The 24,793-nt window shown below is 47.2% G+C and carries 20 protein-coding genes and 3 pseudogenes; 12 read left to right on the top strand and 11 right to left on the bottom strand.

What is annotated here, in order from left to right:
• Positions 1-186, top strand: a pseudogene (locus IM450_RS02965) (IS5/IS1182 family transposase); the annotation flags it as partial.
• Between the two features lie 461 nt (positions 187-647).
• Here the strand turns inward: IM450_RS02965 and IM450_RS02970 are convergent.
• The 8 genes and pseudogenes from IM450_RS02970 to IM450_RS03005 all read right to left on the bottom strand — a co-directional run bounded on the left by IM450_RS02970 (position 648) and on the right by IM450_RS03005 (position 12,062).
• Positions 648-1,850 (bottom strand): cytochrome P450, encoded by a 1,203-nt coding sequence (locus IM450_RS02970; RefSeq protein WP_287670897.1) that lies wholly within the window; start codon positions 1,848-1,850, stop codon positions 648-650.
• 59 nt (positions 1,851-1,909) lie between these two features.
• Complete coding sequence (locus tag IM450_RS02975; protein WP_287670895.1) at positions 1,910-5,350, bottom strand: type I polyketide synthase; 3,441 nt, start codon at positions 5,348-5,350, stop codon at positions 1,910-1,912.
• A gap of 26 nt (positions 5,351-5,376) precedes the next feature.
• The gene (locus tag IM450_RS02980) at positions 5,377-6,618 is read right to left on the bottom strand and encodes a cytochrome P450 (protein ID WP_002799841.1); all 1,242 of its coding nucleotides are present in this window, start codon (positions 6,616-6,618) and stop codon (positions 5,377-5,379) included.
• A 74-nt stretch (positions 6,619-6,692) separates the two neighbouring features.
• A complete protein-coding gene (locus tag IM450_RS02985) occupies positions 6,693-6,968 on the bottom strand; it encodes an acyl carrier protein (protein ID WP_002799842.1) in 276 nt (91 codons plus the stop codon).
• A gap of 4 nt (positions 6,969-6,972) precedes the next feature.
• On the bottom strand, positions 6,973-7,947 hold the full coding sequence (locus tag IM450_RS02990) for an acyl-CoA desaturase (RefSeq protein ID WP_287670892.1): 975 nt from the start codon (positions 7,945-7,947) through the stop codon (positions 6,973-6,975).
• Between the two features lie 58 nt (positions 7,948-8,005).
• Positions 8,006-9,841, bottom strand: a complete 1,836-nt coding sequence (locus IM450_RS02995) for a fatty acyl-AMP ligase (protein ID WP_287670890.1) — start codon at positions 9,839-9,841, stop codon at positions 8,006-8,008.
• Between the two features lie 367 nt (positions 9,842-10,208).
• A pseudogene (locus IM450_RS03000) lies at positions 10,209-10,343 on the bottom strand (ISKra4 family transposase); the annotation flags it as partial.
• 524 nt (positions 10,344-10,867) lie between these two features.
• Positions 10,868-12,062 (bottom strand): annotated as a pseudogene (locus tag IM450_RS03005) (IS4 family transposase).
• Between the two features lie 269 nt (positions 12,063-12,331).
• Here IM450_RS03005 and IM450_RS03010 point away from each other — a divergent pair.
• From IM450_RS03010 to ispD, 4 genes are all read left to right on the top strand, one after another.
• The gene (locus tag IM450_RS03010) at positions 12,332-12,835 is read left to right on the top strand and encodes a hypothetical protein (RefSeq protein ID WP_002799848.1); all 504 of its coding nucleotides are present in this window, start codon (positions 12,332-12,334) and stop codon (positions 12,833-12,835) included.
• A 10-nt stretch (positions 12,836-12,845) separates the two neighbouring features.
• Positions 12,846-13,736, top strand: coding sequence for a hypothetical protein (locus IM450_RS03015; protein ID WP_287670888.1), 891 nt, complete (start codon positions 12,846-12,848; stop codon positions 13,734-13,736).
• Positions 13,737-14,143: 407 nt separating this feature from the next.
• The gene (locus IM450_RS03020) at positions 14,144-14,551 is read left to right on the top strand and encodes a DUF1824 family protein (RefSeq protein WP_287670887.1); all 408 of its coding nucleotides are present in this window, start codon (positions 14,144-14,146) and stop codon (positions 14,549-14,551) included.
• A 200-nt stretch (positions 14,552-14,751) separates the two neighbouring features.
• Positions 14,752-15,432, top strand: coding sequence for a 2-C-methyl-D-erythritol 4-phosphate cytidylyltransferase (gene ispD / locus IM450_RS03025; RefSeq protein ID WP_002799855.1), 681 nt, complete (start codon positions 14,752-14,754; stop codon positions 15,430-15,432).
• On the opposite strand, the gene IM450_RS03030 is transcribed toward ispD, so the two are convergent.
• Complete coding sequence (locus IM450_RS03030) at positions 15,427-16,044, bottom strand: serine O-acetyltransferase (RefSeq protein WP_287670885.1); 618 nt, start codon at positions 16,042-16,044, stop codon at positions 15,427-15,429. The genes ispD and IM450_RS03030 overlap by 6 nt on opposite strands.
• 104 nt (positions 16,045-16,148) lie before the next feature.
• Here IM450_RS03030 and IM450_RS03035 point away from each other — a divergent pair, with 104 nt between their 5' ends.
• Positions 16,149-17,099, top strand: a complete 951-nt coding sequence (locus tag IM450_RS03035) for a glycosyltransferase (protein WP_287670883.1) — start codon at positions 16,149-16,151, stop codon at positions 17,097-17,099.
• A gap of 36 nt (positions 17,100-17,135) precedes the next feature.
• On the opposite strand, the gene IM450_RS03040 is transcribed toward IM450_RS03035, so the two are convergent.
• On the bottom strand, positions 17,136-17,321 hold the full coding sequence (locus IM450_RS03040; protein WP_287670881.1) for a type II toxin-antitoxin system HicB family antitoxin: 186 nt from the start codon (positions 17,319-17,321) through the stop codon (positions 17,136-17,138).
• 187 nt (positions 17,322-17,508) lie between these two features.
• Between IM450_RS03040 and menB the strand changes: the two genes are divergently transcribed.
• The 3 genes from menB (at position 17,509) to IM450_RS03055 (ending at position 19,824) form a co-directional block, all read left to right on the top strand.
• Positions 17,509-18,342 (top strand): 1,4-dihydroxy-2-naphthoyl-CoA synthase, encoded by an 834-nt coding sequence (gene menB, locus IM450_RS03045; protein WP_043997593.1) that lies wholly within the window; start codon positions 17,509-17,511, stop codon positions 18,340-18,342.
• Positions 18,343-18,596: 254 nt separating this feature from the next.
• On the top strand, positions 18,597-18,899 hold the full coding sequence (locus tag IM450_RS03050) for an RNA recognition motif domain-containing protein (protein WP_002799864.1): 303 nt from the start codon (positions 18,597-18,599) through the stop codon (positions 18,897-18,899).
• A 118-nt stretch (positions 18,900-19,017) separates the two neighbouring features.
• Positions 19,018-19,824: a TylF/MycF/NovP-related O-methyltransferase gene (locus tag IM450_RS03055; RefSeq protein WP_002799866.1), complete on the top strand. Its 807-nt coding sequence runs from the start codon at positions 19,018-19,020 to the stop codon at positions 19,822-19,824.
• A gap of 412 nt (positions 19,825-20,236) precedes the next feature.
• Here IM450_RS03055 and IM450_RS03060 read toward each other — a convergent pair whose 3' ends face one another.
• Entirely contained in the window at positions 20,237-20,854 is a 618-nt protein-coding gene (locus tag IM450_RS03060) for a DedA family protein (protein ID WP_002799867.1), read from the bottom strand.
• A gap of 69 nt (positions 20,855-20,923) precedes the next feature.
• Here IM450_RS03060 and IM450_RS03065 point away from each other — a divergent pair, with 69 nt between their 5' ends.
• The 3 genes from IM450_RS03065 to ilvN all read left to right on the top strand — a co-directional run bounded on the left by IM450_RS03065 (position 20,924) and on the right by ilvN (position 24,702).
• Positions 20,924-21,463, top strand: coding sequence for a pentapeptide repeat-containing protein (locus tag IM450_RS03065; RefSeq protein ID WP_002775354.1), 540 nt, complete (start codon positions 20,924-20,926; stop codon positions 21,461-21,463).
• 684 nt (positions 21,464-22,147) lie between these two features.
• Positions 22,148-23,767, top strand: a complete 1,620-nt coding sequence (locus IM450_RS03070) for an ABC transporter substrate-binding protein (protein WP_002799869.1) — start codon at positions 22,148-22,150, stop codon at positions 23,765-23,767.
• 410 nt (positions 23,768-24,177) lie between these two features.
• Positions 24,178-24,702 carry an acetolactate synthase small subunit gene (ilvN, locus tag IM450_RS03075; RefSeq protein ID WP_002732118.1) on the top strand — a complete coding sequence of 175 codons (525 nt, stop codon included), beginning with the start codon at positions 24,178-24,180 and terminating at the stop codon, positions 24,700-24,702.
• Positions 24,703-24,793 lie beyond the last annotated feature (91 nt).

A 24,793-nucleotide genomic window follows, 5' to 3' on the forward strand; every position in this document is an offset into this window, starting at 1 on the left:
CATACTTCCTTTTCAGCGATTGCTATTACTTTTTTAGTCATGAATCTTTCTAACCTGTTGAGGCAGGTTTTTTGGGCTTTTTTATGTCTGAAATGGAAAAACAGCACTTTTTCTCGGTCAATGATTAGGATAAGTTATAAATTAAAAATTAATCAACAACTAAAGCTTATGCTTGTAGCTAAGTGAAATCATTGATTAAGAGACCTGTACTTTTCAATGACTTTTTCAGCAAACCCTAACTATATGATGGCTGTGCTGAAAGCCTTTTGTCAAGCCTAATTGAGATGCTCTTACCCTGTTCAGAAATCGGTTTCCACGTCTCAAATGTAAATGCTATATGAGAATAACGATCCCATATTTGACCAATTTTTTTCGTGTCAGTGATCGGATATAAATATCCTTCTTCTAATAATTGAATTCGGTTTGCAAAAAGGAATTTTTGCAAAGAAGTTGAGCCTGTCTTTGGCATCCCTATATGTAAGTAAACAGTAGTCATAAGAGGGGAGCATCTCATTTATGCAAGTGAGTAATTATACTTATCCATAAAACTGGTTTCTAGCAAGGCTTTCAAAATAGCTTGACATAAAAACCTGATTTAGGGGTTACAAAGGTGAGATGCTCCCTCATAAGAGATTCTCGAAAGTTATTTACAATTTGCAAGTAAGGTGAAGAGCTTTGAGTCCACGGTGCACGATACTCTTACGCCATTCGATTGGTTCGTTTTGTAGTTGGATATCGGGTATCTGTTGGACTAGGCTATTAATGGCGATCTGTCCTTGAGTGCGTCCTTGAGTGGCACCGACACAATAATGAATTCCCGCTCCGAAGGAAAGATGACGACTCTTTTCCCCTCGGGTGATATCGAGTCGATCCGGATCGGGAAATTGTTCTGGATCACGATTAGCGGAGGCTAGATAGAGATATACTAATTCCCCTGGCTCGATAACTTTACCATCGATCTCAACTCTTTCCGCCGCTTCTCTGGCGATCATTTGGGTCGGTCCTTCATAGCGCAATAACTCTTCGACGGCACTGTGAATCAGTTCAGGATGTTGTTGGAGTTTTTCTAGCTGTTCGGGATTACGGAGTAAAGAGAGTACTCCGTTGCCGATTAAATTAATCCCGGTAGTTTGTCCGCCACTTATTAAAAGAACGCAGATCGATAGTAAATCCTCTTCCTCTAACTTTTCCCCTCGCTCTCTCGCCGTAATAAGATCGCTGAGTAAATCATCCTGTAAGTTGTTTTTTCGATCATTAATGAGCACTTTGAAATATTCGATCAAGTCTAGAGAGACTTGATTAAGATTTTTGTACCCATCGAGAGAGAGCATCGGTTCAAAAATTTGATAGAATAGCTCGTCCGTCCAGTAGTGAAGGCGATCGTGATCGGGTTCAGGTAGTTGGAACATTCTCCCCATCAGGGCTTTTGAGAGGGGACGGGCGAAATCATTGATCACCTCCATCGTTCCTTGCTGGCGGAAGTTATCGAGTAACCGATCGACGGTCTCCTGTAAAAAAGGACGAAGGCGATCGGTCGTCCAATAGACGAGGGCTTTACTGGCGACCGATCGCAAGCGGGTGTGATCGGGAGGATTCAAAAATACAAACCATTTTTGTAGGTTTTCCGTCATCATTTGAAACTCGTGGGTATCGATGCGCTGACTCCCTTTGGCGATACGTTCTGGGACGCGATCGGCATGAAAACGAGGATCTTGAAGAACGAATTTTATATCCGCGTAGCGAGTCAGTACCCAAGCTCCTGTAAAGCTTTTATGGATGGGATCTTCGGTGCGTAGCTGGCGGTAGATCGGATAGGAATCGGCTTGGAATATAAAAGGATTAAATCGCATAATTCGAGGGGGAAAATAATTACAAAAATTAAGGAGAAATTGGGATAAAATTTAGAGATCTAGGGCAGGTTATCCAAACAGGATTTTAAGGTTTCACCCAACTTCTGGACGTGCGGTTCGTGGAACATAGTTTTGTGGTTACCAGAAATAAGGTGTGATTCCCATTCTCCCACCGCGAATTTCCCCCAGCCGAATTTTTCCTCGATATACCATCCCTGACCGAGCGGTTGTTCCAAAGCTTGAAAGAAAGTGACTTTCCCGGAATAGGTCGGCAGCTCTTGTAGGTACTTTTCGGCCATCTGGGTATGATCGGATAACATCTGCAAGCCCGGATCGTCTGCGTCAGCACGAACGACGATTGCGGGGGCTGGTTTCTCTAAAAGTAGCGTGTTACGGTGGCTAGAGGACTGCTTGCTTTTGCGGATCAACTGGTAAGCTTTGCCGCGGATTTTTTGCGTGATGTAATTCGTTCCGGAGTGTCGGACGCTCTGCCAATGCTGTAGGATTCGTTTGGCGAGGGAAAGACGCTTGAAAGAGTCGGGAACGATGGTATCGAAGAGAATCAGGAGGGCGACCGGCTCCCCGCGATCTTGCAATTGTCGAGCCATCTCGAAGGCGACAAAACCACCGAAAGAATGGCCGCATAAATGATAGGGCCCTTTCGGTTGTAAGAGTTGCATTTCTTGGATATAGTGAGCGGCCAGATCGGGGACGGTAGTGAGCGCTTCGGCGTATCGCTCGGTAGGGACAACTCCCAAGCGGTAGTGTAGTCCGTACACGGGCTGTTCCGCTCCGAGATAGGGTAGGAGGGAACGATAGGTTTTCAGACCTTTGCCGAGAACGTGGATACCGAATAGGGGAGGGCGGGAGCCATTCGGCTGGATCGGCACTAGGGACTTCCGGGGAACCGACCAATTTTCTTGGCGAAGAATCGCAGCTAGTTGTTCGATGGTCGGGGCCTCGTAGAGAAGGGCGAGGGGAAATTGTCTGCCGTAGGTTTTTTCGATCGCTACGAGAAGACTGGCGATCAGTTTAGAATCGCCTCCCAATTCAAAAAAGTTATTGTGAATGCCGATCGGTCGTAGGTGTAAGGTGTTTTCCCAAATCTCGATCAGTTCCGCTTCCCATCGATCTCTGGGAGCGACATACATTTCCTCTAGCTCTTGTCCGGGGGAGCTGGAGAGGGTTCGGCAAACCGAATCCTCTACTGGTCGTGCGAAATCCCCTTTTACTTCCTCCGTCTCGATCCAATAGCGCTGACGCTGGAAGGGATAGGTGGGTAGAGATAGACGCTGTCTCGGGCGATCTCCCTCAAAGGCCGACCAATCGATCCCGATCCCCCTGGTGTGTAGGTGGGCTAAACAGAGAAGCAGGGATTCCCATTCCGAGCAAGCGTCTTGCCAACTGGAAAGCCAAGTTCCGGGAAGTTTTGGGTCAGTTGCGGGAAATTCCCAGTGCCGACCGATTTCCAGATAGAGATCGCATTCTGTCCCGGCGAGTTCGGCCAGTTTTTCCGCCCGTCCCGTCCTGGGGGTTTCCTGGTACTCTCCCGTGGCGATGGCGGGAAGGATTGTCTCTAAACTTACGGTTCCTGTCAGGCAGGCGGCGATCGCCTCGCCGATGCCGTAACCGAGCGACGCCTCGGCAACGATCCCCCAGGATTTCCAGACTTCGGCGAGGGCGTATTCTAGGGCGAAACTGAGGACGGGGGTATAACGAGGGAAGGTATCGGGGGCTTCTCGATCATCTTCGGGGTAGAGGAGGGAAAGAAGCGGTTTTTCTAGATAGGGAAGTAAAATTCGCTCGCAGTGTGCTAGGGCCGAGCGGAAAGTGGACTGGGTGCGATAGAGATTATCGCCAGTGCCGACTCGGGGATTTTCCTGGCCGGGGAACCAGAAAGCGACTTTGGCCGGCCGACGGCGATTGATTTTGCCGTGAATGATGCCCTGACCAGGGTGGCCCGTTGCGAAAAGGTGCAGGCGATCGCCGAGTTGTTCGAGGGAGTCCGCCACGATCGCCAGACGGTGATCAAATGGCGATCGCCCAGTATTGGCGGAGAAACAAACATCGGCGAGGGAAAGTTCCGGGTGAGCCGACAAAAACTCGTGATAGCACAGGGCCAGTTCCCGCAGGGCTGCTTCCGTTTTTGCGCCAAGGGTCAGTATCTCGAGGGGGCGCTCTGACGGAGACGGAGCCGATAGTCGGGCTGGCCTCTCCTCGATCACCAGATGGGCGTTCGTACCGCCAAAACCGAAGGAGTTAATCCCAGCGATCGCTGGTTCTTCGCTCTCGGGCCACTCGGTGAGATGGGTGTGGATGGCGAGCGGCAGACGATCGAAACGGACGTGGGGATTCGGTTCTCGGAAATGTAAACTGGGCGGGATCTGTCGATGCCACAGGGAGAGAATCACTTTAATCAGCCCGGCCATCCCGGACGCACCCTCCGCGTGGCCGATATTAGTTTTGACCGTCCCGACGGCGCGGGGAGGCATCGAGGAATCCTCGCTAGAGAAAAATTCGCCTAGGGCTTTCAGTTCCATGTAGTCCCCCAGTACCGTGCCGGTTCCGTTGGCCTCGATGTACTGAACTCGGGAGGGGGAAATGCCCGCCCGATCGTACACTTGGCGGAGAAGGGTTTCCTGGGCCTTGGGGTTGGGAGCGGTTAAACGCTGGCCGCGGCCGTTCTGGTTGGTCGCGCTGGCCCGAATCGAGGCGTATACCCGATCACCCTCGGCGATCGCCCTAGATAGGGGCTTCAAGATCAACACCCCCGCACCCTCGCTCCGCGCGTAACCATTGGCGGACGCGTCAAAAGACCGACAGCGACCGTTTGGGGAGATCATGCCACCTCGGGATAAACCGAGCCACACGCCTGGCAGTAAATTCACGTTTACCCCACCGACAATCGCTAGGCAGCATTCTCCCATTCGTAAACTCTGACAGGCGAGATGGACGGCCACCAAGGAGGAGGAGCAGGCTGTATCGATCGCCAGGCTCGGTCCAGTTAGATCGAGCGTGTAGGAGAGACGGTTAGCGATGATACAGTTCGAGTTATTGGGAACCGTGTAGCCATCGACCTGTTCGGGCTGATTCATCAGAAGAGCGTAGTAATCGACACTGGAGACCCCGACGAATACCCCCACCGGGGAACCGGCGAGTCGTTCGGGAATCTGTCCCGCGTCCTCTAGGGCTTCCCACGCGACTTCCAGAAATAGGCGCTGTTTGGGATCGAGACTAGGGGCTTCTTGGGGATGGATACCGAAAAATTTCGGGTCGAACCGATCGATTCCCTCCAGAAACCCCCCCCATCGGTAGGAGCGATCATCGGGATCATCTAGGGGGACTGTACTCAAGGCGGCCAGTTCTGGGCGATCGCCTGGTACTGCGGACACCGTATCGATCCCGTTGCGGAGATTTTCCCAGAATGCTTCAGGAGTGGGGGAACTGGGGAAACGGCATCCGATCCCGATTACCGCAATTGGTTCTCTATCAGTTATCATCGCTTCATCTAACAGAAAAAATTAGTTTATCCGGTGGTAACAGGCAGGGATTTCAAACCCCTCAGAATAATGTTTTCCCGCCACTCTAACGGATCCGGGGAGAGTTTTAGGTCGGGAAAGGTTCGCACGATCGCCTCGATGGCGATCTGGCCTTCGAGACGTGCCAGGATACTCCCTAGACAGTAATGGATACCGTCAGCGAAAGCGAGATGGCGATTGTCCGAACGGGCTAGATCGAGGTGATCGGGGTCGGCAAACTGGGCGGGATCGCGGTTGGCAGCCCCGAGACAAAGATAGACGAGTTCGCCTGCACCGATCGTTTTTCCCCCCAACTCAATATCCTCGGCGGCGACCCGGCTGGTAAATTGTGCGGGACTGTCATAGCGCAGGAATTCTTCTACTGCGGTAGGGATTAGTTCTAGGTGTCGTTGCAGTTGGCCCATCTGTTCCGGGGAACGTAAGAGGGCTAACATCCCGTTACCGATCAGGTTAACCGTTGTTTCTTCCCCGGCTACAAAGAGAAAAATACAGATCGACAACAGTTCGTTCTCACTTAGTTTGTCCTCCTGTTCGCGGGCTGTGATCAGGGCGCTGAGACGATCCTCGCCGAGAGCGAGCCGTCGTTCTCCGATCAGTCGTCGGAAGTAATCGATCATTTCTCCAGCTACCTCGTTGAGGTACTCGTAATCGCCGAGCGAGCGCAGGGGATCGACTACCCTGGAGAGTTCATCCGCCCAATGACGGAGCTTGTCTAGATCGGCGGCGGGCAGGCCGAGCATCTTGGCGATGACCATCACCGGCAGGGGAGCGGCGAGATCGCCGATCAGATCCAGCCGCTCGCGGTCTTTGACCTGATCGAGTAGTTGGTTCACCATCTCCCGGATCTGGCCCCGCAAACGCTCCACCTCGGCCGACGAGAAGGCTTTGCCGACCAGACTCCGGAGTCGGGTATGGTCGGGGGGATCGAGGAACAATAACCAAGTTCCCGTAGCGATCGCCAAGGCGGCGAAATCCCCGGCGGCTCTGGGTACTACACTTTTGGCGGAGATCCTTCCGGACAACTGTTCCGCGCGAAACCTCGGATCGCGGAGAACTTTCTTGATATCGGCGTATCGGGTCAGTACCCAGGCTCCGTTGAGCGAGCTTTTATGTACGGGATCGCTCTCCTGGAGGCGATGGTAGGTCGGGTAGGGATCGCTCTTGAAACTAGCGAGAAAAGGATTAAAAATTATCTTTCTAGCGGGTTCGAGCGGCTCAGAAACTTTCATAGAAATCTTTGGTGGCGGGGATAAACTGGGGGGAAGGCTCGCGATGTCCGAGCGCCAGGGGAAAGTGGGGAACACTACACGCTCGCTAAATATCTAGCCATAGCGCGAACGCTCGGATACTCCCAGGAGAGACTCGGTTCTAGTTCGTAGCCCAACCAATCTGCCAGATCTGCGGTCATACTAACGGCGGCGGTAGAATCTAGCGCGTAACTATCGAAGGACGCTTCGAGATCAATATCGTCTTCTGCCACTTCCAGAAAATCGATTAGATAGGCGATGAGCCATTCTTGGATTTCCCGCTCGGTTTTTCCCGTTGCGGGGAGCGTAGATAGATTCGGTTGTTCAAGCATGGTTTTAAACCTCCTGTACCGTGGATTTTTTCGCCTCGATCGCCTCCGAGGACGGGGCTTTCACCCCCCAGATCACACCGCCGCTCTCTAGAGCCCGGATCACCCAATACCCGAAGTCCCATTGCCACCACTCCAGACCGAATTTAGCCGAGTTTGGGAAAGCGTGATGATTGTTATGCCATCCTTCTCCTAGGGTCAGAACTCCGACCAGCATCTGGTTAGTGCTTTTTTCCCTTGTCTGAAAGGGACGACTCCCGTAGACATGGGTGATGGAATTGATCGCGTAACCCCCGTTCATCGATAGGAAGAGTCGGGTGATCCCTCCCCACCAGAATCCTGACAGCAATCCCCACCAAGTACCGGTCACGATCCCGCCGATCAATGCGGGGATCACCCATCCCAAGATCAACCAAGTCATATAGCGGTGATTGAGTTTCACGATTGCGGGATCTTTCAATAGGTCTTTCGCAAATACGGAAGCGTTGGTGATCTCCTTGTCGAAGAGCCAGCCGAGATGGGCGTGCCAGAGACCAGGTAGGGTCTTCAAAGCCCGCTCTCCTTGAAAGTGCGGCGAATGGGGATCACCCGGTTGATCGCTGTACTGGTGATGTCGTCGGTGATTGGCGACCCAGTAGATTGGCGGCCCCTGACCAGCCATGGCGCCGAGAACGGTAAGGCTCGCCGCTACGGCGGGATGGGCTTCAAAAGCCTTGTGGGCTAGATAGCGGTGATAGCCGACGGTAATTCCAGTCATGGTCAGAATATACATTCCTACCAGCAGACCGATATCGAGAGCGCTCACCTCCCCGCGCCAGACTAGAAAGAGAGAGCCCAGACATCCCCCGACAGCGAGGAGATTGAATAGCAGTACTCTAGTGCGCTGAATTGAGACTAAACGGGGGTTATTCAGGGTGATTCTCGGCGATTTCCCCGAGAGCGGCGGGGGATTTTCTGGCAGTTTTTCGACGGCTTCTGTCATATTCCGCTCCTGTTTACATTCAAGTTTTCTAATAGCAAATCTGCTGTTTACACTGTTATTAGACCTCTAATCCCGCCAGGGATTCGGGAGAAGGGCTCGAAGTTTCTTTCTCCTGTCCGATCTCCTCTAGGGTTCCCGAGAGAAACTGTTTCCGGCAGGCGTGACGTTGGATTTTACCGCTCGAAGTTTTGGGAATACTTCCAGTTTTAATCAACACCACTTTATGTACCTGTAAATCATGATGCCTGGCGACCGCCTCCCGTATCTGCCGGATCACCGCTTGGCGATCAAGACCCCGGAGATAACTACGCTCCACTTCCTGAACCACCACTAGCCGTTCCCGATCGTCTTCCCCGGTCACGGCGAAGGCGGCCCCCAATCCTGGCCGCAGGGCGGGATGACTTTGTTCGACGGTGAGTTCGATATCTTGGGGATAGTAATTGCGACCCATGAGGATAATGACATCCTTGATCCGTCCCGTGACGAATAGTTCGTTATCCTCAAGAAAACCTAGGTCGCCGGTCCGGAGGAAAGGCCCCTCGCCAGTGTCCGCTAAGTAGGCTTGAAAGGTTTGTTCCGTTTGGGAAGGACGCTGCCAGTAGCCCTGAGCCACCGATCCCCCACCTACCCAGATCTCGCCCACCCGCCCCGATGGACAACGGGTTAGGGTGGTTGGATCGACGATGGCGATCTCTGTCTCTAGCCAGGCTTGTCCGCAACCCACCAAATCTAGCCCCTCGCTGGGGTTCGGAACGATCCGACCTTCCTGTAGGTCTTCTGGTCGCACCCGCACATAGACTGGAGGAGCGGGGAGCCGACCGCCGGATACCATGAGCGTGGACTCGGCGAGACCATAACAGGGATAGAAGAAATGCGGGCGGAATCCACTGACTGCAAATTTAGCGGTAAACCGTTCTAGGGTGGTGCGTCGTACTGGCTCGGAACCGTTATAAGCACTGAGCCAACTGCTCAGATCCAGTGATTCCGCCTCCGGTGTGGAGAGCTTGCGGGTACAGAGATCGTAGGCCGAGTTCGCGCCGCCGGAATGGGTGGCTCGATAGCGATCAATCGCCCGTAACCAGCGCATCGGTCGCATGAGAAAGTGCACCGGGGGAATAATCACCGCAGGAAATCCCGTGTAGACTGGTTGCAGGACTCCATCGATCAGGCCCATGTCGTGAAAACTGGGTAACCAAGTCACCGAGACACTTTCTGGGGTCAGTTCAAAGGATCGCCGGATCGACTCCGAGTTGTGTACGATGTTGCCGTGACTCACCATGACCCCCTTGGGCGTTCCCGTCGAACCAGAAGTATACTGGAGAAAGGCTAGATCCTGACTGGCGATGGCGACCTCTCCCCAGTCCTCGGCTCCCCGTTCGTCGAGGATCTCGGTGGCTAGACAACTCACTTCACTCAAGGCTGGAGTCTGCGCTAACCACTGTTTGATCGTCGGTTGTAGGGATGCCGTAGTCAGGATGACGGTAGCCTGCGCGTCGGAGGTAATCGAGAGGAGTCGGTTCATCGAGCGATTAGCCCGGGGAGGATAGGCGGGAACCGCAATCACTCCAGCGTACAGGCATCCGAAAAAGGCGGCGATAAATTCTAGTCCCGCAGGGTAAAGCAGCAGGGCCCGTTCGCCACGGACGGTTCTTTTCTGAAGTTCACCAGCGATCACCCGCGCCTGTCGATCTAAACTCTCATAGGTCAGATGGCTCGACTCGGTTTCTCCATCGGCCAGAAAAGTATACACTCGCTCTCGGGGTCGTTTTTCCGCTCGTTCGCGGAGAATATGTATGATAGTTAAAGAATCATGAATCATCATCGCTTCTTTTGTGGGATGTTTAAAACCTCGACCGAAACTAACTTTTGCATACGATGCACAGTTAGCATTCATACCTTGATTCGGCAACGCCTGATTATTTTGTCCGCGACTTTACAGGCATCATCTCATATTGTCAATAAGCATTTATGCTTAATAATAAACGAAATGTGCAACTCAGAACTACAGAATCAGAGTTCTAGACGTTAATCTGATTGTGCTGATTTCTGAAAGCCTTGTACTCTCGGTTCGGGAATCACTATAGGTAGTGTTTCAATGACTGATCAAACCTACCCGTAGTGGTATTAGTTCAACTTATGCCACTACAGGCAGTGGATAGCTTAATCCAAAAACACTATATGTGGAAAATGAGCGCACCGTCAGTTGTAAATCAAGATTAAAAAATTAGTTGCACATGGAGTTAATGAGGTAAATAAAGAAGTTAAAAAAGAGAACCATTCGGATAGGCACAGCGATGACGGAGGACTTGCGGTACATTGCCAGAATTCCAACTTGCACCAGTAATTTTAAGACAAAAACCAATTTGTTTCACTTGAGATTCAACAGAGCCAGAACCAGATGCTCCCATCCTACAGGAACTAATGAGAGGGATCATCTCACCCAAGAAATAAGTATTTATACTTATAATTTGCCGAATAAGTTCCCAGAGCGAATCCAGAAGCCACACAGTTGGTAAAATTGTAGTTTAGTCGCTTAGTTTCTGAATTTTATCTGGCGATCAAAGAGCGGAAGTGCAAGGGTTTTGAGTCCCTCGGCTCGATTTCTCAACCTTTGTTTCTGACACTTTTCTGGAAAAAAAGCCCAAAACCCTTTTCCAGCAGGGTTTCCACTGATATTCAGCCAGCCCTACCTACATCCAATTATCAGTTATGGGTAGTTGTGGTTTTCTCTCTACCATTCCCACCCTAGCTTTACGCCCTACCCTATCAGGGATTTAGGCTATTCTTGGACTAGAAACAAATCGCACCCGCAAACGCGAGATGCTTACACGCGGTTGTTCATACATTTGTATTAATTGAAAACCGATAATTTCTCGGCAGTGGATATTTCTGTAATATTGCTCAAGGGGTGACAGAACAGTTAAAAAGCTTGCTTTATAAGGCTCATAGCCGTTAACCCTTTGGAGAAATAAGGGTTTTTCTGGGGTTTGAGGCGGATCAAAGAAAAGGCAAGTTCCGAGAAAGTATCCATCGACTCAACCCAAAAAGTACCATAAGTACCTATCCAAAAATCACTATGTCTTTCAGCAGAACGACTAGATTCTTTGAGGCGACAAATATAAACACGGTGGGGTAAAATATTGAGTTCTTGACCCCGTATCGTATTTAAAGAATAGGCGATAGCAATCAATAAAACAAGAGCTAAAAAGCGAGGTTCACTAACTTTAGTCTTCTCGATATTATAACCTCCCGTTTTACAATCTTTGAACATAGCTTCAATGCCAAAACGAGATTCATATAACTTTAAAGTCTTCTCTAAAGAGTCAAGATTAGTAAGAAGATACCAGGGAGCTTCGGCTTGTTTACTACGATAGCGTCTCTGACCGCGAGTTGCCAAATTAAAAGGTCCAAGTTTATGAGAATATGTATAATAAATTCCTGAGAAAAACTGCTCAGTCCCTGGTGGAATATCCAGAGCTTTTAGAGGTTGATATTTGTCTTCACCTGATAACAGCAAAGATGTTCCCTTCTTTTGCCTCATAATAAAGGCTATACCCTTTTCGTCTAGCCACTTTCCTAGTTGAACACTCTGAAATTCTCGATCACCGATCACGACGACTGGATAACATTTTAAGATTTTTAACACAGGCTTCAGAAATTTTTTTTGTTCCCCCAGATTACTACTTCCTTTTTTATCTAGCAATATCCAGTACACAGGTAAGGCTCTTTTTCCACAAATAACACTGGCTACAAATAAATTTCTTCCTTTCCAATCCGTTCTGTCGATTACCAATAACAGATGTCCTAGATGCCTAAGTTTTTTCAGTTTTCTTCTTTGATGTCGATTTTTATTTTTTCGGCTAAACTCTTGCTTAATAATGTGTTTAATTAGCGGAAACCATAACAATTTCACCCTTAATTGCGGTAACTTAAGAAACCTCTGTAAATTTATTCTTCTGCTTTCAAAGGTAATTGGTTGAGGAAATAGGGCAGCTAATCTCTCTAATTGTACCGTTCTGTGACGAGAGTAAGAGCAGTATGAGGATTTGCAGGGTAAGATATTGTGCTTCGCTCAGATTAGCTTGTAAACAAGCCTGATAGAATGATGGTAACATTTTAAATTTTTGAGTGGTTGCCATAACCACTCTATTTCTTTGGGGGACATTTGGCTAGAGTCTTTATCCTGCCTACCTTTAAACCTCTTTGTCACCCCTTGAGGTAATATTGAGATGTACTCCTAAAAATTAGTTATTGACTCGAATTTTGCTGATTTTCTGTTTTTTTTCGGTCTGGTGTGAGAGAATCTAGAAAAACTTAACAATAATCAGCAATAAGCGAGAGATATACTACAAACAAACATTAGTAAGTTTTAATTAAGAGAACTATGAGCTTTCGATTTGGCAAAATCTTGATAGCAGGGGTATTAGCGGTACTTTTGCTAGTAACCTCCTGTGCTAAAGCTCCCTCACAATTTGACCAAGCGCAACAAGAAAGTACCGCTCGCGGGGCGGCGGCAGTGGTGAAAGAATCCACCTCTGGCGGCAGTTTTAATCGGTTTTTCCCGCCTTCTGGGGGAGGATACGAGCGCGTCTATACCCAGGAAAAAAAAGGCTTTGCCGAGGCAAAACTGAAGCAAAATGGCAAAGTTGTGGCTATGTTAGCCATATCTGACATTAGCAATAATCCCGCGGCGGCCAATAAATTCCAAGACAGTCAAACCACGATTAAAGGTTTTCCCTCTGTGAAACAGGGTGCAACCGCCACCGCCGTTTTAGTCAATAATCGCTATCAAGTCAAGGTTTTATCGCGGGATGCGGATTTTACCGCCAGCGATCGCCAAGCTTGGTTAGCTAAGTTCGATTTAGATGGTCTAGCAAAATTAAAGTAAGGAGACATCCGTGAGTAAGCCAATTTTTGAACTGGTGGACGAATTACCGACTAATAATCTCACCGTCAAAGTTCTCAAAACCCTTGATTATGTGGTGCCGGGAGAGTGGGATAACCTAGTCGGGTTTAAAAATACGATTATCAAAGTCACTGGTGAAACCGACGAAAGCATGATCCAACAGATTGGCGATCGAGCCGTTTGGTTGTTTAATGATAAATCCCAGGGCTATCAACGGGCGCTTTGGCTCTACCAAACCATCGACAGCGCCGATAATGCCCTAGCCGCCGCCTCTCTTGCTAATGCCGTCGGTGGTAAAATTCCCCTCATGGGCGGTTTAATCGAAAGATTAACCCCTGCTCCCGAAAAAGCGCAAACCATCGATCTAACCCTGAAATTAGTGACCGAATTAGTCGCTTTTTGTCAAATTAATGGCATTCCGGGGGATAGTATCGGGGATTTCGTCGCTTCCCTAGGAGATTATAGCGGCGAATCCTTGATGCGGATGGCGGCGTTAGTTTGTTTGGATGGTTTAATCCCTCTGGGGGGCAGTTTTATCCGCAAAGTGGAATCGAGCCTGAGCATTCTCAGGCCGGAAGAATTAGAATCTAACTCCACTTTCGGCAGTATTAAAGAATTGATTCCGGGGGGAAATACTGCCAGAAAATTAGACTTTATCGGTCAAAGTTTCGACTCCACTAAAGGTTGGATGAGTGGTTTTGTCAGCGATCGCAGTTTGAGCCAGCAGGGATTATTGAGCAAAATCCAGGGATTTATCGACTTTTCTGCCGATAAATTGGTATATGTCGGGGCATTCCTCGATATGACGACTAATTACTATGAACATACTGGCATTCAAACCCTGGCTCGTCGTTTAATCGAAAGAGCCGTGGCGGAAATTTAACTGGAAGACTCTGAAACAACCGAAGAAAAAGCCCTAGAGAAACGGGAGGAGTTAACTGAAGCTGCTGAGACTCTATCTCATCAGAGACACTCCTCTTTTCCCCTCAGTGTAATTTTGCCTTACCTAGGGATTGGTTTTGGTGCTGGAATTATTATAGGTTCTTACTTCGGCTATCAAAAAGCGGTGAGTGAAATGCCCGCACAACCCGGAGCGATCGAACAACCCCGATAAATTTTCCTGTCCCCAACCTGATATGATCGGGATTGCCAGGCTTACGATTAAGACCAATGCAAAATTTTCCTATCTCCAAATCTCCATGATTTAGGGCTTTTTTCCTTGGGAATTTGTCGTTAAGGACAGCAGCACCAGCTTATTTTTTATCTTTAGCCCCGCCTATATAACCGCTCATGTCTATTGAAGAAGCCTTGAAACTCCTAAAAGAATATGGATGTATTAAACTAAAAATTGCCCAATCTTCTGAAGAAGAAGAAGCTCTAAGACAGGCAATTTTATTAGTTAACCAAGGTTCGGAATCAATTAATTTAGGTATCTGTGCCGATAACAATGAAGAGGGATTTAAAGCCCTAAAAAGTTATCTACAAGCCCTAGGATACCCCCTACCTAATACTCTCCCAGAAGACCAGCCAGAACTGGGAGCGGTGTATATTAAATATAATACCCAAAGACAAGCTTCCTATCTCGATTCCTATACGGGAACCTATCGCGGTGTCCTGGTTTCTTGTCAATCAGAAAATGATCAATTAGTCGGTACTTATGGTCACTTTCCCCTCGATTTATTCTCTGAAGAGGCATAGTTTTGGGGTTATTGAAGCGATTAACAATCATCGGCACCCCCCTTATCAAGGGGGGATTAAGGGGGGATCGGCACCCCCTTATCAAGGGGGGATTAAGGGGGGATATATTGAAACCACTTACTTAACCAGCAAAAAGCTCCCCACTCCTGTCCACTGAATTCTCTTTCCTGACTCTTTTTAACTTTTTACCTGAAAAAAATATGTATTTGTTAATTCCAGCAGCGGGAATGGGTAAACGGATGGGCAGCGATCGCAATAAGTTACTGCTCACCCTGCACGGAAAACCTCTCCTGACTTGGACTTTGCTGGCTGCCATGCAATCCAGGGCAATTATCTGGATTGGGATTATGGCACAACCGGAAGACTTTGAGGATATCCGAGAAATTATCACCGCCATAAATGCCCTTAAACCCGTGCAAATCATCCAAGGAGGCGAAACCAGACAAAAATCGGTTTACAATGGCTTACAAGCCCTACCAGAGGGGGCTGAGACGGTTTTAATTCACGATGGGGCGCGATGTTTAGCCACTCCCGAATTATTCGATCGCTGTGCCGCCGCTTTAGCCACTTGTCAGGGTTTCATTGCGGCGATTCCGGTGAAAGATACGATTAAAATTGTCGATAGCAAGGGCTGGATTGAGGATACACCTGATCGCTCGCGGTTGTGGGCAGCCCAAACGCCCCAGGGTTTTCAGGTAAAATTATTAAAAGAATGTCATGAACAGGGCCGAAAATTAGCTTGGGAAGTCACCGACGATGCCGCCTTATTAGAAAAATGTGGTTTTCCTGTCAAAATTGTCGTCGGTGAAGAAACTAACTTAAAAATTACTACCCGCGGAGATCTGGCAATTGCCGAATATATTTTAAGTCAACGTTTATAATTTTTCATCTACTTTAACGCCGTCCCGTTTAATAATACGAGCGGGAATACCCACCACTACACAATTAGGGGGAACATCTTTGACTACCACTGAATTTGCGCCCACGGTGACATTATCACCGATGGTAATGTTTCCTAAGACTTTAGCGCCAGCGGTAATCCTGACATTATTGCCAATTTTGGGGCGACCGCTTTTATCTTTATAGCCAATTGTTACCTGTTGATTAATCCAACAGTTATCGCCCAAATCCGCCATAACAATCGTACTAAAACCGTGTTGAATAAATAATCCTTTGCCAATCGAACAGGAAGAATCTAGAAATAAGTAGGAACTTTCTCGATAGAAAAACCTAAGAATATACATTAAAAAACGGCTAAATGAACCACCTTGAAAAAGACGACAATAATATAAATTTCTAAATTCTTTTGCCTCCAGACACAGAGCTAAGAATTGTAACCAATCTGCTCTTTTTTCCCAGCCTAATAACTCTACCCAACGCCGCACATCACCTAAGATAAGTTCTCGATTATTAGCTACCTGAAAAGCAATGATTAAAGGTGAGAGCCAAAGAATACCCACATAGAAAAATAATTTTCGGAAGAAACTTTTCATCGTTGGTCTAAAATAAGTGACAATAGACTTGCTTTTTGTTGCTCTTGATTATAGTAGTATTGTAGCGAATAGTTCAACCGTCCCCCGTTTATTGGACTCCAACGATGTCAACTACCTTGCAGTTCTTGCCCGAAGTATCCGTGATCGTGCCAATTTATAACGGAGAGAAAGATCTACCCCCTCTCATTGATTGTTTAGCCAAACAGACCTATCCCCGTCAATTAGTTGAATATATTTTAGTTGATAATAATAGTGGCGATCGCACGGGAGAATTATTAGGAAAGGCAGCACAAGAACACAGGGGACTGAACCTGATCATTTTAAGCGAAAATCATATACAAAGCTCCTACGCTGCTCGTAACAAAGGGATCAAAAGCGCTCGTTATCCTTTTCTGGCCTTCACCGATGCCGATTGTCGTCCCGCAGCGCAATGGTTGACAGAACTGGTTCAACCCTTTAAAGATAGTAGTATCGGTCTGGTAGCGGGTGAAATTGCCGCCTTAACTGGTTCCACTTGGTTGGAAAAGTATGCGGAACGTCGTCACTTTATGTCACCAAAATTTCTTTTAGAACATTCTTTTTGTCCCTACGGTCAAACTGCTAACCTCGCTATTCGTCGAGAAGCTTTTCAAAAAGTTGGTTTATTTCGTCCTTATTTAACTACCGGTGGTGATGCCGATATCTGTTGGCGTATTCAACAACAAACCGACTGGCAATTAACCTACGCACCGGAGGCAATTATTTACCATCGTCATCGTTCCACCTTAGAAGACTTAAGAAGTCAATTAAAACGTTATGGGCGATCAAATCGCTATCTTCATGAATTGTATGGTGTGGAATTGATGCGACCTTTAACCAATCAAGAGTTATTTTTTACTCTCGGTCGTTGGTTATTAAAAGAGCTACCAAAAAATACTCTCAAGTTATTGTTTGGTAAAGCTGATATAGTAGATTTATTGGCTACTCCCCTCGATTTAATTGGGTTTCAGTCCCGCAGCCAAGGACAAACCACGGCTAAATTACCCGAAAAAGCTAAAGAAATCGAATGGCTTTAATTCAGTTATCAGTTATCAGTTATCAGTTATCAGTTATCAGATATGAGTTTTCAGTTTACTGATTAAGGTTTCCTCTATGGTTTCTCCCTGAGTGAAACATCCTGGAATATCCTTAATTTCTGATACATATCCCCCCTCATCATCAGGATAAATTGTTATTGGATATTTTAAGCACAAATAAAACTCTAATGATTCAAGCTTAGTTTTATTAATTATACTCATATTTTTAGCTCTTTAAAGTTAGCAAATAGTATCAATATATTTTCAATCAATACTCAGAAAATATCAATAAGAGAATCAGCTTTAAACCTTGTCGGTCAACTATCCATTCCCCTCTTCGAGCGCTCCAGGCTTCAAAGTGGGCGACAAAATGAGGTAAGGTAAAAAAGCTGTGCCTATAACCGAGACTATGAGCGTTGAATGGCAATCCGTCAAAACCTACGAGGATATTCTTTACCATAAATGGGGGGGAATCGCCAAAATTACCATCAATCGCCCCCATAAGCGTAATGCCTTCCGTCCGAAGACAGTTTTTGAGCTTTACGACGCTTTCTGTGATGCTCGCGAGGATGCCCGCATTGGGGTAGTATTGCTCACGGGTGCGGGTCCCCACAGCGACGGCAAATATGCTTTTTGTTCTGGCGGCGATCAGACGGTGCGCGGTCAGGCGGGTTATATTGGCGATGATGGCGTACCCCGGCTCAATGTGCTGGATTTACAGAAATTAATTCGCTCCATCCCCAAGGTAGTTATCGCGCTGGTGGCAGGTTATGCGGTCGGGGGCGGTCATGTTTTACACTTGGTTTGTGATTTAACCTTAGCGGCGGATAACGCCGTTTTTGGTCAGACCGGTCCGAAAGTGGGCAGTTTTGACGGCGGTTTTGGCTCTAGTTATCTGGCCCGGGTAGTCGGTCAGAAAAAAGCTCGCGAGATTTGGTTTCTCTGTCGGCAGTATAACGCCCAACAAGCGTTAGAAATGGGTTTGGTTAACCATGTCGTCCCGGTAGAGGAATTAGAGCAGGAAGGGGTTAAATGGTCCTTAGAAATTCTCGAAAAAAGTCCCTTGGCGATTCGCTGCCTAAAATCGGCTTTTAATGCTGATTGTGATGGTCAAGCGGGTTTACAGGAGTTAGCGGGCAATGCCACTTTACTCTACTATATGACCGCCGAAGGAGCCGAAGGTAAACAGGCTTTCCTCGAAAAACGTCCCCCCGATTTTAGTCAATATCCTTGGCTGCCCTAATCAGTGAGCAGTGAACAGTAAACAGTAATCAGTGAAAAGAAAGCAGAAAACCGCCGTGTAATACTGCTCACTTAATACTCCCTACTCCTACTGATCACTGATCACCGATCACTGATAAGCTATGCTAGTTTAGAGAGAGTAGTTAGGTTCGGTAGCAGCATTGGTTTCAAACAGAAGTGGTTTTTCCCTGATGGCCTTGACTGGGTTGTGTCCGATCTCCTTCTCGAAATGGCTGTGATATTGGGAGACAATCCATGACGATTTACGTTGGTAATCTGGTTTATGATGTCACGACAGATGACTTGAAAGAGGTATTCGCTGAATACGGCACAGTTAGTCGCGTTTACTTGCCCGTAGATCGGGAAACGGGTAAAATGCGCGGTTTTGGTTTTGTGGAAATGTCCTCCGATGAGGAAGAAGCAAAAGCGATCGAAACTCTTGACGGGGCCGAATGGATGGGACGACAGATGAAAGTCAACAAAGCTCGTCCCAAGGAAGACAATTTCGGTGGTGGTGGCGGCGGTGAGCGCAAAAACTTCGGGCGCCGCGAACGTTAAACAGATTCTTGGAAAATTCCAGAAGCGGTTATTTCTGATAACCGCTTTCTTATCGATAATTAATAAATCTGCGTCTCTTTTCTAACATCCTAATGCCCATTTTAAATGGGTAACAGCTATGAATGATCAATCCATTGCTCTGACCTCGTCCTCGCTCGAGGATGAACCACTCCACCGCACATCGGAGCTGCCGATCTGGTTCGATAATTTCGCCAATCTGGCACAGGCCTACGAGGGGAGGCTCAACGAATCCGACCCCGTAATAGAGCCTAACGATCTTCGTCTGCATCTATTAACCACATTGCTCGGCACACCTCCGTCAGAGGCCTATTATCTCGTGCAGGGTTTAGCCCGGTGTCGGGAGGTAGAGGGCGATGTGTGCGAGTTCGGTGTGGCGCAGGGAGAAACCTCCGCGCTGATCGCCAATGAAATCGCTGGAACGGACAAGACCTTACATCTATTCGATTCCTTTGAAGGGTTGCCCGCCCCCTCGGAAAAAGATCGCTTGCTCCACGATATTTTCGATTTGGGGAATATGGAAGCCTATAGGGGAAAAATGCGATGCCGTGAGGGAATGGTTCTAGAGCGATTACGGAAGATTTCTTTTCCCGAACATCGCTATGTAATTCACAAAGGATTTTTCGATCGAATCCTCGAGGGAGCGGAAAATTTACCCGCGAGGGTTTCTTTCGCCTATGTGGATTTCGATCTGTACGAACCGATCAAACAGGTATTAGAGTTCCTCCACCCGATCACCTCCCCTGGGGCGGTTATCATCGTCGATGATTACGGTTTCTTTTCTTCGGGCGTGAAGACGGCCGTAGATGAATTTATTCAAGATAAAAATGATCGGGAAAAGGTCTACGAGTACATGATCCCGGATACTCGATACGGACATTTCATCGTTTTGACGAAAAAAGGCTAACAGACGCAAAGATATCCGTTCGTCTGTACCCGTAAATTGCCTGTGAATATCCGATGTGTCGGGGGTAAATACAGAACCAAATCCTATTTAGGGTTGGCTGAATATCAGTTTAAGGCTTGCTATAAAATGGTTTTGGGACTTTTGCTGCTAAAAAAGTCCCAGAAACGAACGTTGAGAAATGGCAATGGGGACTCAAAACCCTTGCACTTTCGCTCTTCGATTGGGAAGGGTTCCACTTGCAGACGTGCGAGGTCATTCTGTTATTCTGACTTCCCCTCCCGACGACCGGCTACTGACGACCGACTCCTGACCCCAGCCTAGGACTTTTTCAGCATACCCTAGGTAGTTGGGGAATCTGTCACAACCAATCGATATTCCGACGCAACAAACGCACAAGCTCCCCGTCATCGCCTTAAACCGCCGTTTTCCGTGACTCAAGGATGGGGTGGAGAATTGTCCAGGCCAGGACGATAATTAAAGCCAAGATACCAAAACGAGCCATAGAACTAACTAACTGGTGCAAGGGGAACAAACGGCCTAAAAAGAAAGATAATGTCACCATAATCGTCGCCCACACCGTCGCTCCACCCAGATTACAGAGGAAAAAACGACCGTAGGGCATTCGGGCAATTCCCGCCATGGGACCTGCAAAGATTCTTAACAGGGCCACGAAGCGACCGAAAAAGACCGCCCGGGGTGCATTTTTACTAAATTGTTCCTTGGCTAATTCTAGTTTTTGGGGGGGAATCCGAAAGAATTTGCCAACTTTTAACAAAAACGGCCAACCCCCAGCGCGACCGAGCCAATAGCCAAAATTATCGCCTAAAACTGCTCCTGTAATTGCGCTGACTAAAACTAACCAATAGTTTAAATCACCGCTACCGGCAAGGAAGCCGCCGACAATGGTGATGGTTTCTCCCGGGATGGGAATCCCCATATTTTCGAGGGTGATGCCGATAAATACTGCCCAGTATCCGTATTGGTGGGCGATTTCTTCAATATTTTCTAGGGATAATAGCTCTAGGGACATGGAGCACTTTCTTAACAAAGGTTTACGAATATTCTAAGATATTTTTACAGGATTTAACCGTGGCTGAACATGACTTTTCCCAGTATTGATTTATTAGCAATTCGTCAGGGTGAGATAAAAGATTTAGCGGGCATGAATTTGGCAGGGGCTGATTTAGCGGGTGCAGACCTAGCAGGGGCGAATTTACGCGCAAATTTACGCGGTGCTGACCTGACTGGGGCAAATTTAAGGGGAGCAGATTTTCGTAATGCCGATTTACGCGGGGCAATTCTCCTCGATGCGATCGTGACCGGGGCAAGTTTGGCCGGGGCTTTTTTAGCCGGGGCGGTTTTTAATCATCTAGATTTGTCCGGGGCGGATTTTCGCGGTGTCGATGGCCGGGGAGTGAGTTTTGTCGGGGCGATTTTAACCCAAGCGGATTTTACTAGCGCTAATCTGTCCGGGGCAGATCTGTCGGCAACCGATTTAGAGGAAGCAATTTTTTTCGGGGCGATTTTACGCGGAACAAATTTTACTGATGCCAATCTTCTTTGTGCTAGTTTAGCCTCGGCAGTAACCACGGGGGCAATTTTCGATCGAGCTTGTTTAGAAGGGACAGGATTAACCTAAATGGCTGATGGATAAGACCTCTTGTAAAAATCAAAAATTGTTGTTAGGGTTGGGAGTCAGTAGCCAGCAGTCAGTAGTCAGGAGAATTAAGAATGAATAATAATCAGTTAAATGGTCTATTTATAGACTTTATGCCATTTAATCCTTATTTTTGCCGTTTTTGAACTCTGAAAAAATTAATTATGCAAGAGGTTTATAAAAGAAGAGGCTCTCCCAGGTTTGGTGGGTAAAATGTATTCTAAGATACAGTCTTGCGGGCGAGGGAGTGGGGCGAACCACTCCAGACACAAAGGACACAAAGATCGATCGATCATAGAGTAAGTTAAACTTATCACACAGAACCTAGAAGAGCCAAGAAGATGAGTTTCTAATTAGTTGCTGGAACCTGATCTAGGTTGAAAAATATTACCCATTTCCCTGTTTATCTGCCTCCATAGCTCCAGCTATTCTGAACCATTTAACCCCTTTTCTACCCTAAGTCTTCTTCTTGTGCAAATTGATCAAGTTTTTGCCATCCTCGACCGGAAAATTTAATTTAATTGTCCGGGTAATCAGTCCGGCTGTTGAAGAATTTTCCCCAACCAATTAAGTAATCAACCTACTTACTTAAGGGAACCTGGGGGAAAAGATTATGCTCAAAAATGATAGGATTGATTGATACCTAGCTGCCGTTAATCGCCATCGATGAGACCTTTACGCCGACTTTACCGCTATTTAAGTTTATTTTGCCTCTGTCTTCTTCTGATCGTGGGCTGTCAGTCCACTAATTCCAATTTACCACCAAGGGATAGCGATCGCCTGATGATCGGGACAACCCTAAAACCACGCTCGATCGATCCTGCCGATAGTTATGAGTTAGCAGGACTTTTTATTATTTATAATCTCGGTGAAACTCTCTACACCTACGCCGAAGGAACCACTAATTTAAAGCCTCTCCTCGCCACGGAATTGCCCCAAATTAGCCCCGATGGTTTGACTTATACTATCCCAGTCCGTCGAGGGGTTATTTTTCATGATGGCACGGTTTTTAACGCGGAGGCGATGAAGTTTTCCCTAGAAAGATTTATCAAAAATGGTGGTGAACCTTCTTTTCTTCTTCGGGATACAATTGATAAAATTACCGCTACAAAAGAAGACGAAATTACTATTAAACTAACCAGACCTTTTGCCGCTTTTCCTGCTCTTTTAGCTTATCCCGGAGCCTGTGCGGTTTCACCCAAATTTTATCAAATTGGCGAGGGTAAATTTAAACCCGAAGAATTTATCGGCACAGGACATTATCAATTAAAAGCGGTTACTAGCGATTCTTTTAGTTTAGAAGCATTTGATCGCTATTGGGGAGAACCAGCCAAAAATAAGGGAGTTAATGTGCAAATTTATCTCTCTAATCCTGCCAATTTATTTAACGGTTTTCAGACGGGTGCGGTGGATATTGCCTATCAATCTTTACTGCCTCCTCAAGTGAGAAAATTACGCACAGAAGCAGCCCAGGGAAAATGGCAAGCGATCGAATCTTCTGGGGCAGCAATTAACTTTATGAGCGTCAATCTCAAAAGTGAACCCACCGATAATATTTTAGTGCGACAAGCAATTGCTTCTCTAGTCGATCGAGATTTACTTAATGATCGCATTTTACAAGGTCAAGGCATCCCTCTTTTTAGTCTGATTCCTACTACTTTTTCCGAGTCACAACCGGTGTTTAAAGAGCGCTATGGCAACCATAATATAGAGCAAGCTAAACAATTACTAAAAACTGCTGGTTATAGTCCAGAAAACCCCGCAATTGTAGAAGTTTGGCACTCCTCGGGATCGATCACTTCCAGCAGCGTGGCGGCAGTGATGAAAGCCCTAGCAAAACGGGATTTAGATAATATGATTCAATTTGAACCCAATAGTATCCTAGGAGCGGCCTTTTTCCGTAATATTAGCCAGGGACTTTATACCACTGCTCTATCTAATTGGTATCCCGATTTTTTGGATGCAGATAACTATATTTATCCCTTTTTAGATTGTGCTAAAGGTTCTCCAGAAACTGGCTGCGAAGAAGGAGGATCGCAAAGTCAAGGCTCATTTTTTTATAGTCAAGAAATGAATCAATTAATCGCTCAATCCCGTCAGGAAAGTAACCCAGCCAAAAGAAAGCAAATCTTTGGCAAAATTCAGGAAATTCTCGCCGATGAAGTTCCCTATATTCCCCTTTGGCAAACCAAAGAATACGCTTTTGCTCGCCATGGCATCACGGGAGTTATCATCAATCCCAGTCAAACTTTTCCCTTCTGGACAATTGCCAAAAAATCCCGATAATGAATTATGAGTCAGCCGTCAGCTTTTGCTCCCCGGCTCGCCCTGCTGCTAGGGGGGTTTTATCTGTTAAAATTTCTTATCGTCGTGAGGTGAAGACAAACTGTTCTGGCCTTGCCTCCTGTCTTACAATAGTTAAATATAGGTTGTGTAGATAAGTAGCTGGTTATAATTAAATTAAAAATGGATTTTAGGTTCGATCCCCCCTGCCCCCCTTGATAAGGGGGGTGCCGATCCCCCCTTAGTCCCCCCTTTAATCCCCCCTTAATAAGGGGGGTGCCGATCCCCCCTTAGTCCCCCCTTTAATCCCCCCTTAATAAGGGGGGTGCCGATCCCCCCTTAGTCCCCCCTTTAATCCCCCCTTAATAAGGGGGGTGTCTGACAACTTTTAACGCCTACCTACTTAGATCGCCATGAAACACACATTATCCGTATTAGTTGAAGATGAAGCGGGAGTCTTAACCCGTATTGCTGGATTATTCGCCCGTCGGGGCTTTAATATTGAAAGTCTGGCCGTGGGTCCTGCCGAACAGATGGGAGTTTCTCGGATTACGATGGTAGTACCAGGAGACGAGGACAGCATCGAACAGTTAACCAAACAACTTTACAAATTAATTAACGTCCTCAAGGTGCAGGATATCACCCAAACCCCTTGCGTGGAAAGGGAATTAATGCTAATTAAAGTTAATGCTACCGCCGAGCGCCGAGCAGAAGTGATCGAATTAGCGCAGGTATTCCGGGCCCGGATTGTGGATATTTCTGAGGAAACCCTGACCATCGAAGTGGTGGGGGATCCGGGTAAAATGGTGGCGATTATGCAAATGCTGAATAAATTTGGCGTTCGCGAGGTGGCCCGTACCGGTAAAATTGCTCTGATTCGCGAGTCGGGAGTCAATACGGAATACCTGAAAGCTTTAGAGGCTAAAATGTCAATTTAGGGATGTTGGGTATGAACTCCCCTATACCTTCTAAACAGGATTTAGTATGACTCCTGACTCCTGATGGCTGATGGCTGATGGCTAAAAAGCT

This window comes from Microcystis sp. M083S1 (assembly GCF_020246405.1).
In the GTDB taxonomy this organism is placed as follows: domain Bacteria; phylum Cyanobacteriota; class Cyanobacteriia; order Cyanobacteriales; family Microcystaceae; genus Microcystis; species Microcystis aeruginosa_C.

Bases quoted from the DNA above. Each gene is read 5' to 3' on its own strand.
- IM450_RS03035 (WP_287670883.1), top strand. From the start codon at position 16,149: ATGTCAACTACCTTGCAGTTCTTGCCCGAAGTATCCGTGATCGTGCCA.
- IM450_RS02995 (WP_287670890.1), bottom strand. From the start codon at position 9,841: ATGAATGCTAACTGTGCATCGTATGCAAAAGTTAGTTTCGGTCGAGGT.
- IM450_RS03010 (WP_002799848.1), top strand. From the start codon at position 12,332: ATGAGCTTTCGATTTGGCAAAATCTTGATAGCAGGGGTATTAGCGGTA.
- ispD (WP_002799855.1), top strand. From the start codon at position 14,752: ATGTATTTGTTAATTCCAGCAGCGGGAATGGGTAAACGGATGGGCAGC.
- IM450_RS03060 (WP_002799867.1), bottom strand. From the start codon at position 20,854: ATGTCCCTAGAGCTATTATCCCTAGAAAATATTGAAGAAATCGCCCAC.
- IM450_RS02990 (WP_287670892.1), bottom strand. From the start codon at position 7,947: ATGACAGAAGCCGTCGAAAAACTGCCAGAAAATCCCCCGCCGCTCTCG.
- IM450_RS02975 (WP_287670895.1), bottom strand. From the start codon at position 5,350: ATGATAACTGATAGAGAACCAATTGCGGTAATCGGGATCGGATGCCGT.
- IM450_RS02970 (WP_287670897.1), bottom strand. From the start codon at position 1,850: ATGCGATTTAATCCTTTTATATTCCAAGCCGATTCCTATCCGATCTAC.
- IM450_RS03055 (WP_002799866.1), top strand. From the start codon at position 19,018: ATGAATGATCAATCCATTGCTCTGACCTCGTCCTCGCTCGAGGATGAA.
- IM450_RS03030 (WP_287670885.1), bottom strand. From the start codon at position 16,044: ATGAAAAGTTTCTTCCGAAAATTATTTTTCTATGTGGGTATTCTTTGG.
- ilvN (WP_002732118.1), top strand. From the start codon at position 24,178: ATGAAACACACATTATCCGTATTAGTTGAAGATGAAGCGGGAGTCTTA.
- menB (WP_043997593.1), top strand. From the start codon at position 17,509: ATGAGCGTTGAATGGCAATCCGTCAAAACCTACGAGGATATTCTTTAC.
- IM450_RS03070 (WP_002799869.1), top strand. From the start codon at position 22,148: ATGAGACCTTTACGCCGACTTTACCGCTATTTAAGTTTATTTTGCCTC.
- IM450_RS03020 (WP_287670887.1), top strand. From the start codon at position 14,144: ATGTCTATTGAAGAAGCCTTGAAACTCCTAAAAGAATATGGATGTATT.
- IM450_RS02985 (WP_002799842.1), bottom strand. From the start codon at position 6,968: ATGCTTGAACAACCGAATCTATCTACGCTCCCCGCAACGGGAAAAACC.
- IM450_RS03065 (WP_002775354.1), top strand. From the start codon at position 20,924: ATGACTTTTCCCAGTATTGATTTATTAGCAATTCGTCAGGGTGAGATA.
- IM450_RS02980 (WP_002799841.1), bottom strand. From the start codon at position 6,618: ATGAAAGTTTCTGAGCCGCTCGAACCCGCTAGAAAGATAATTTTTAAT.
- IM450_RS03050 (WP_002799864.1), top strand. From the start codon at position 18,597: ATGACGATTTACGTTGGTAATCTGGTTTATGATGTCACGACAGATGAC.
- IM450_RS03040 (WP_287670881.1), bottom strand. From the start codon at position 17,321: ATGAGTATAATTAATAAAACTAAGCTTGAATCATTAGAGTTTTATTTG.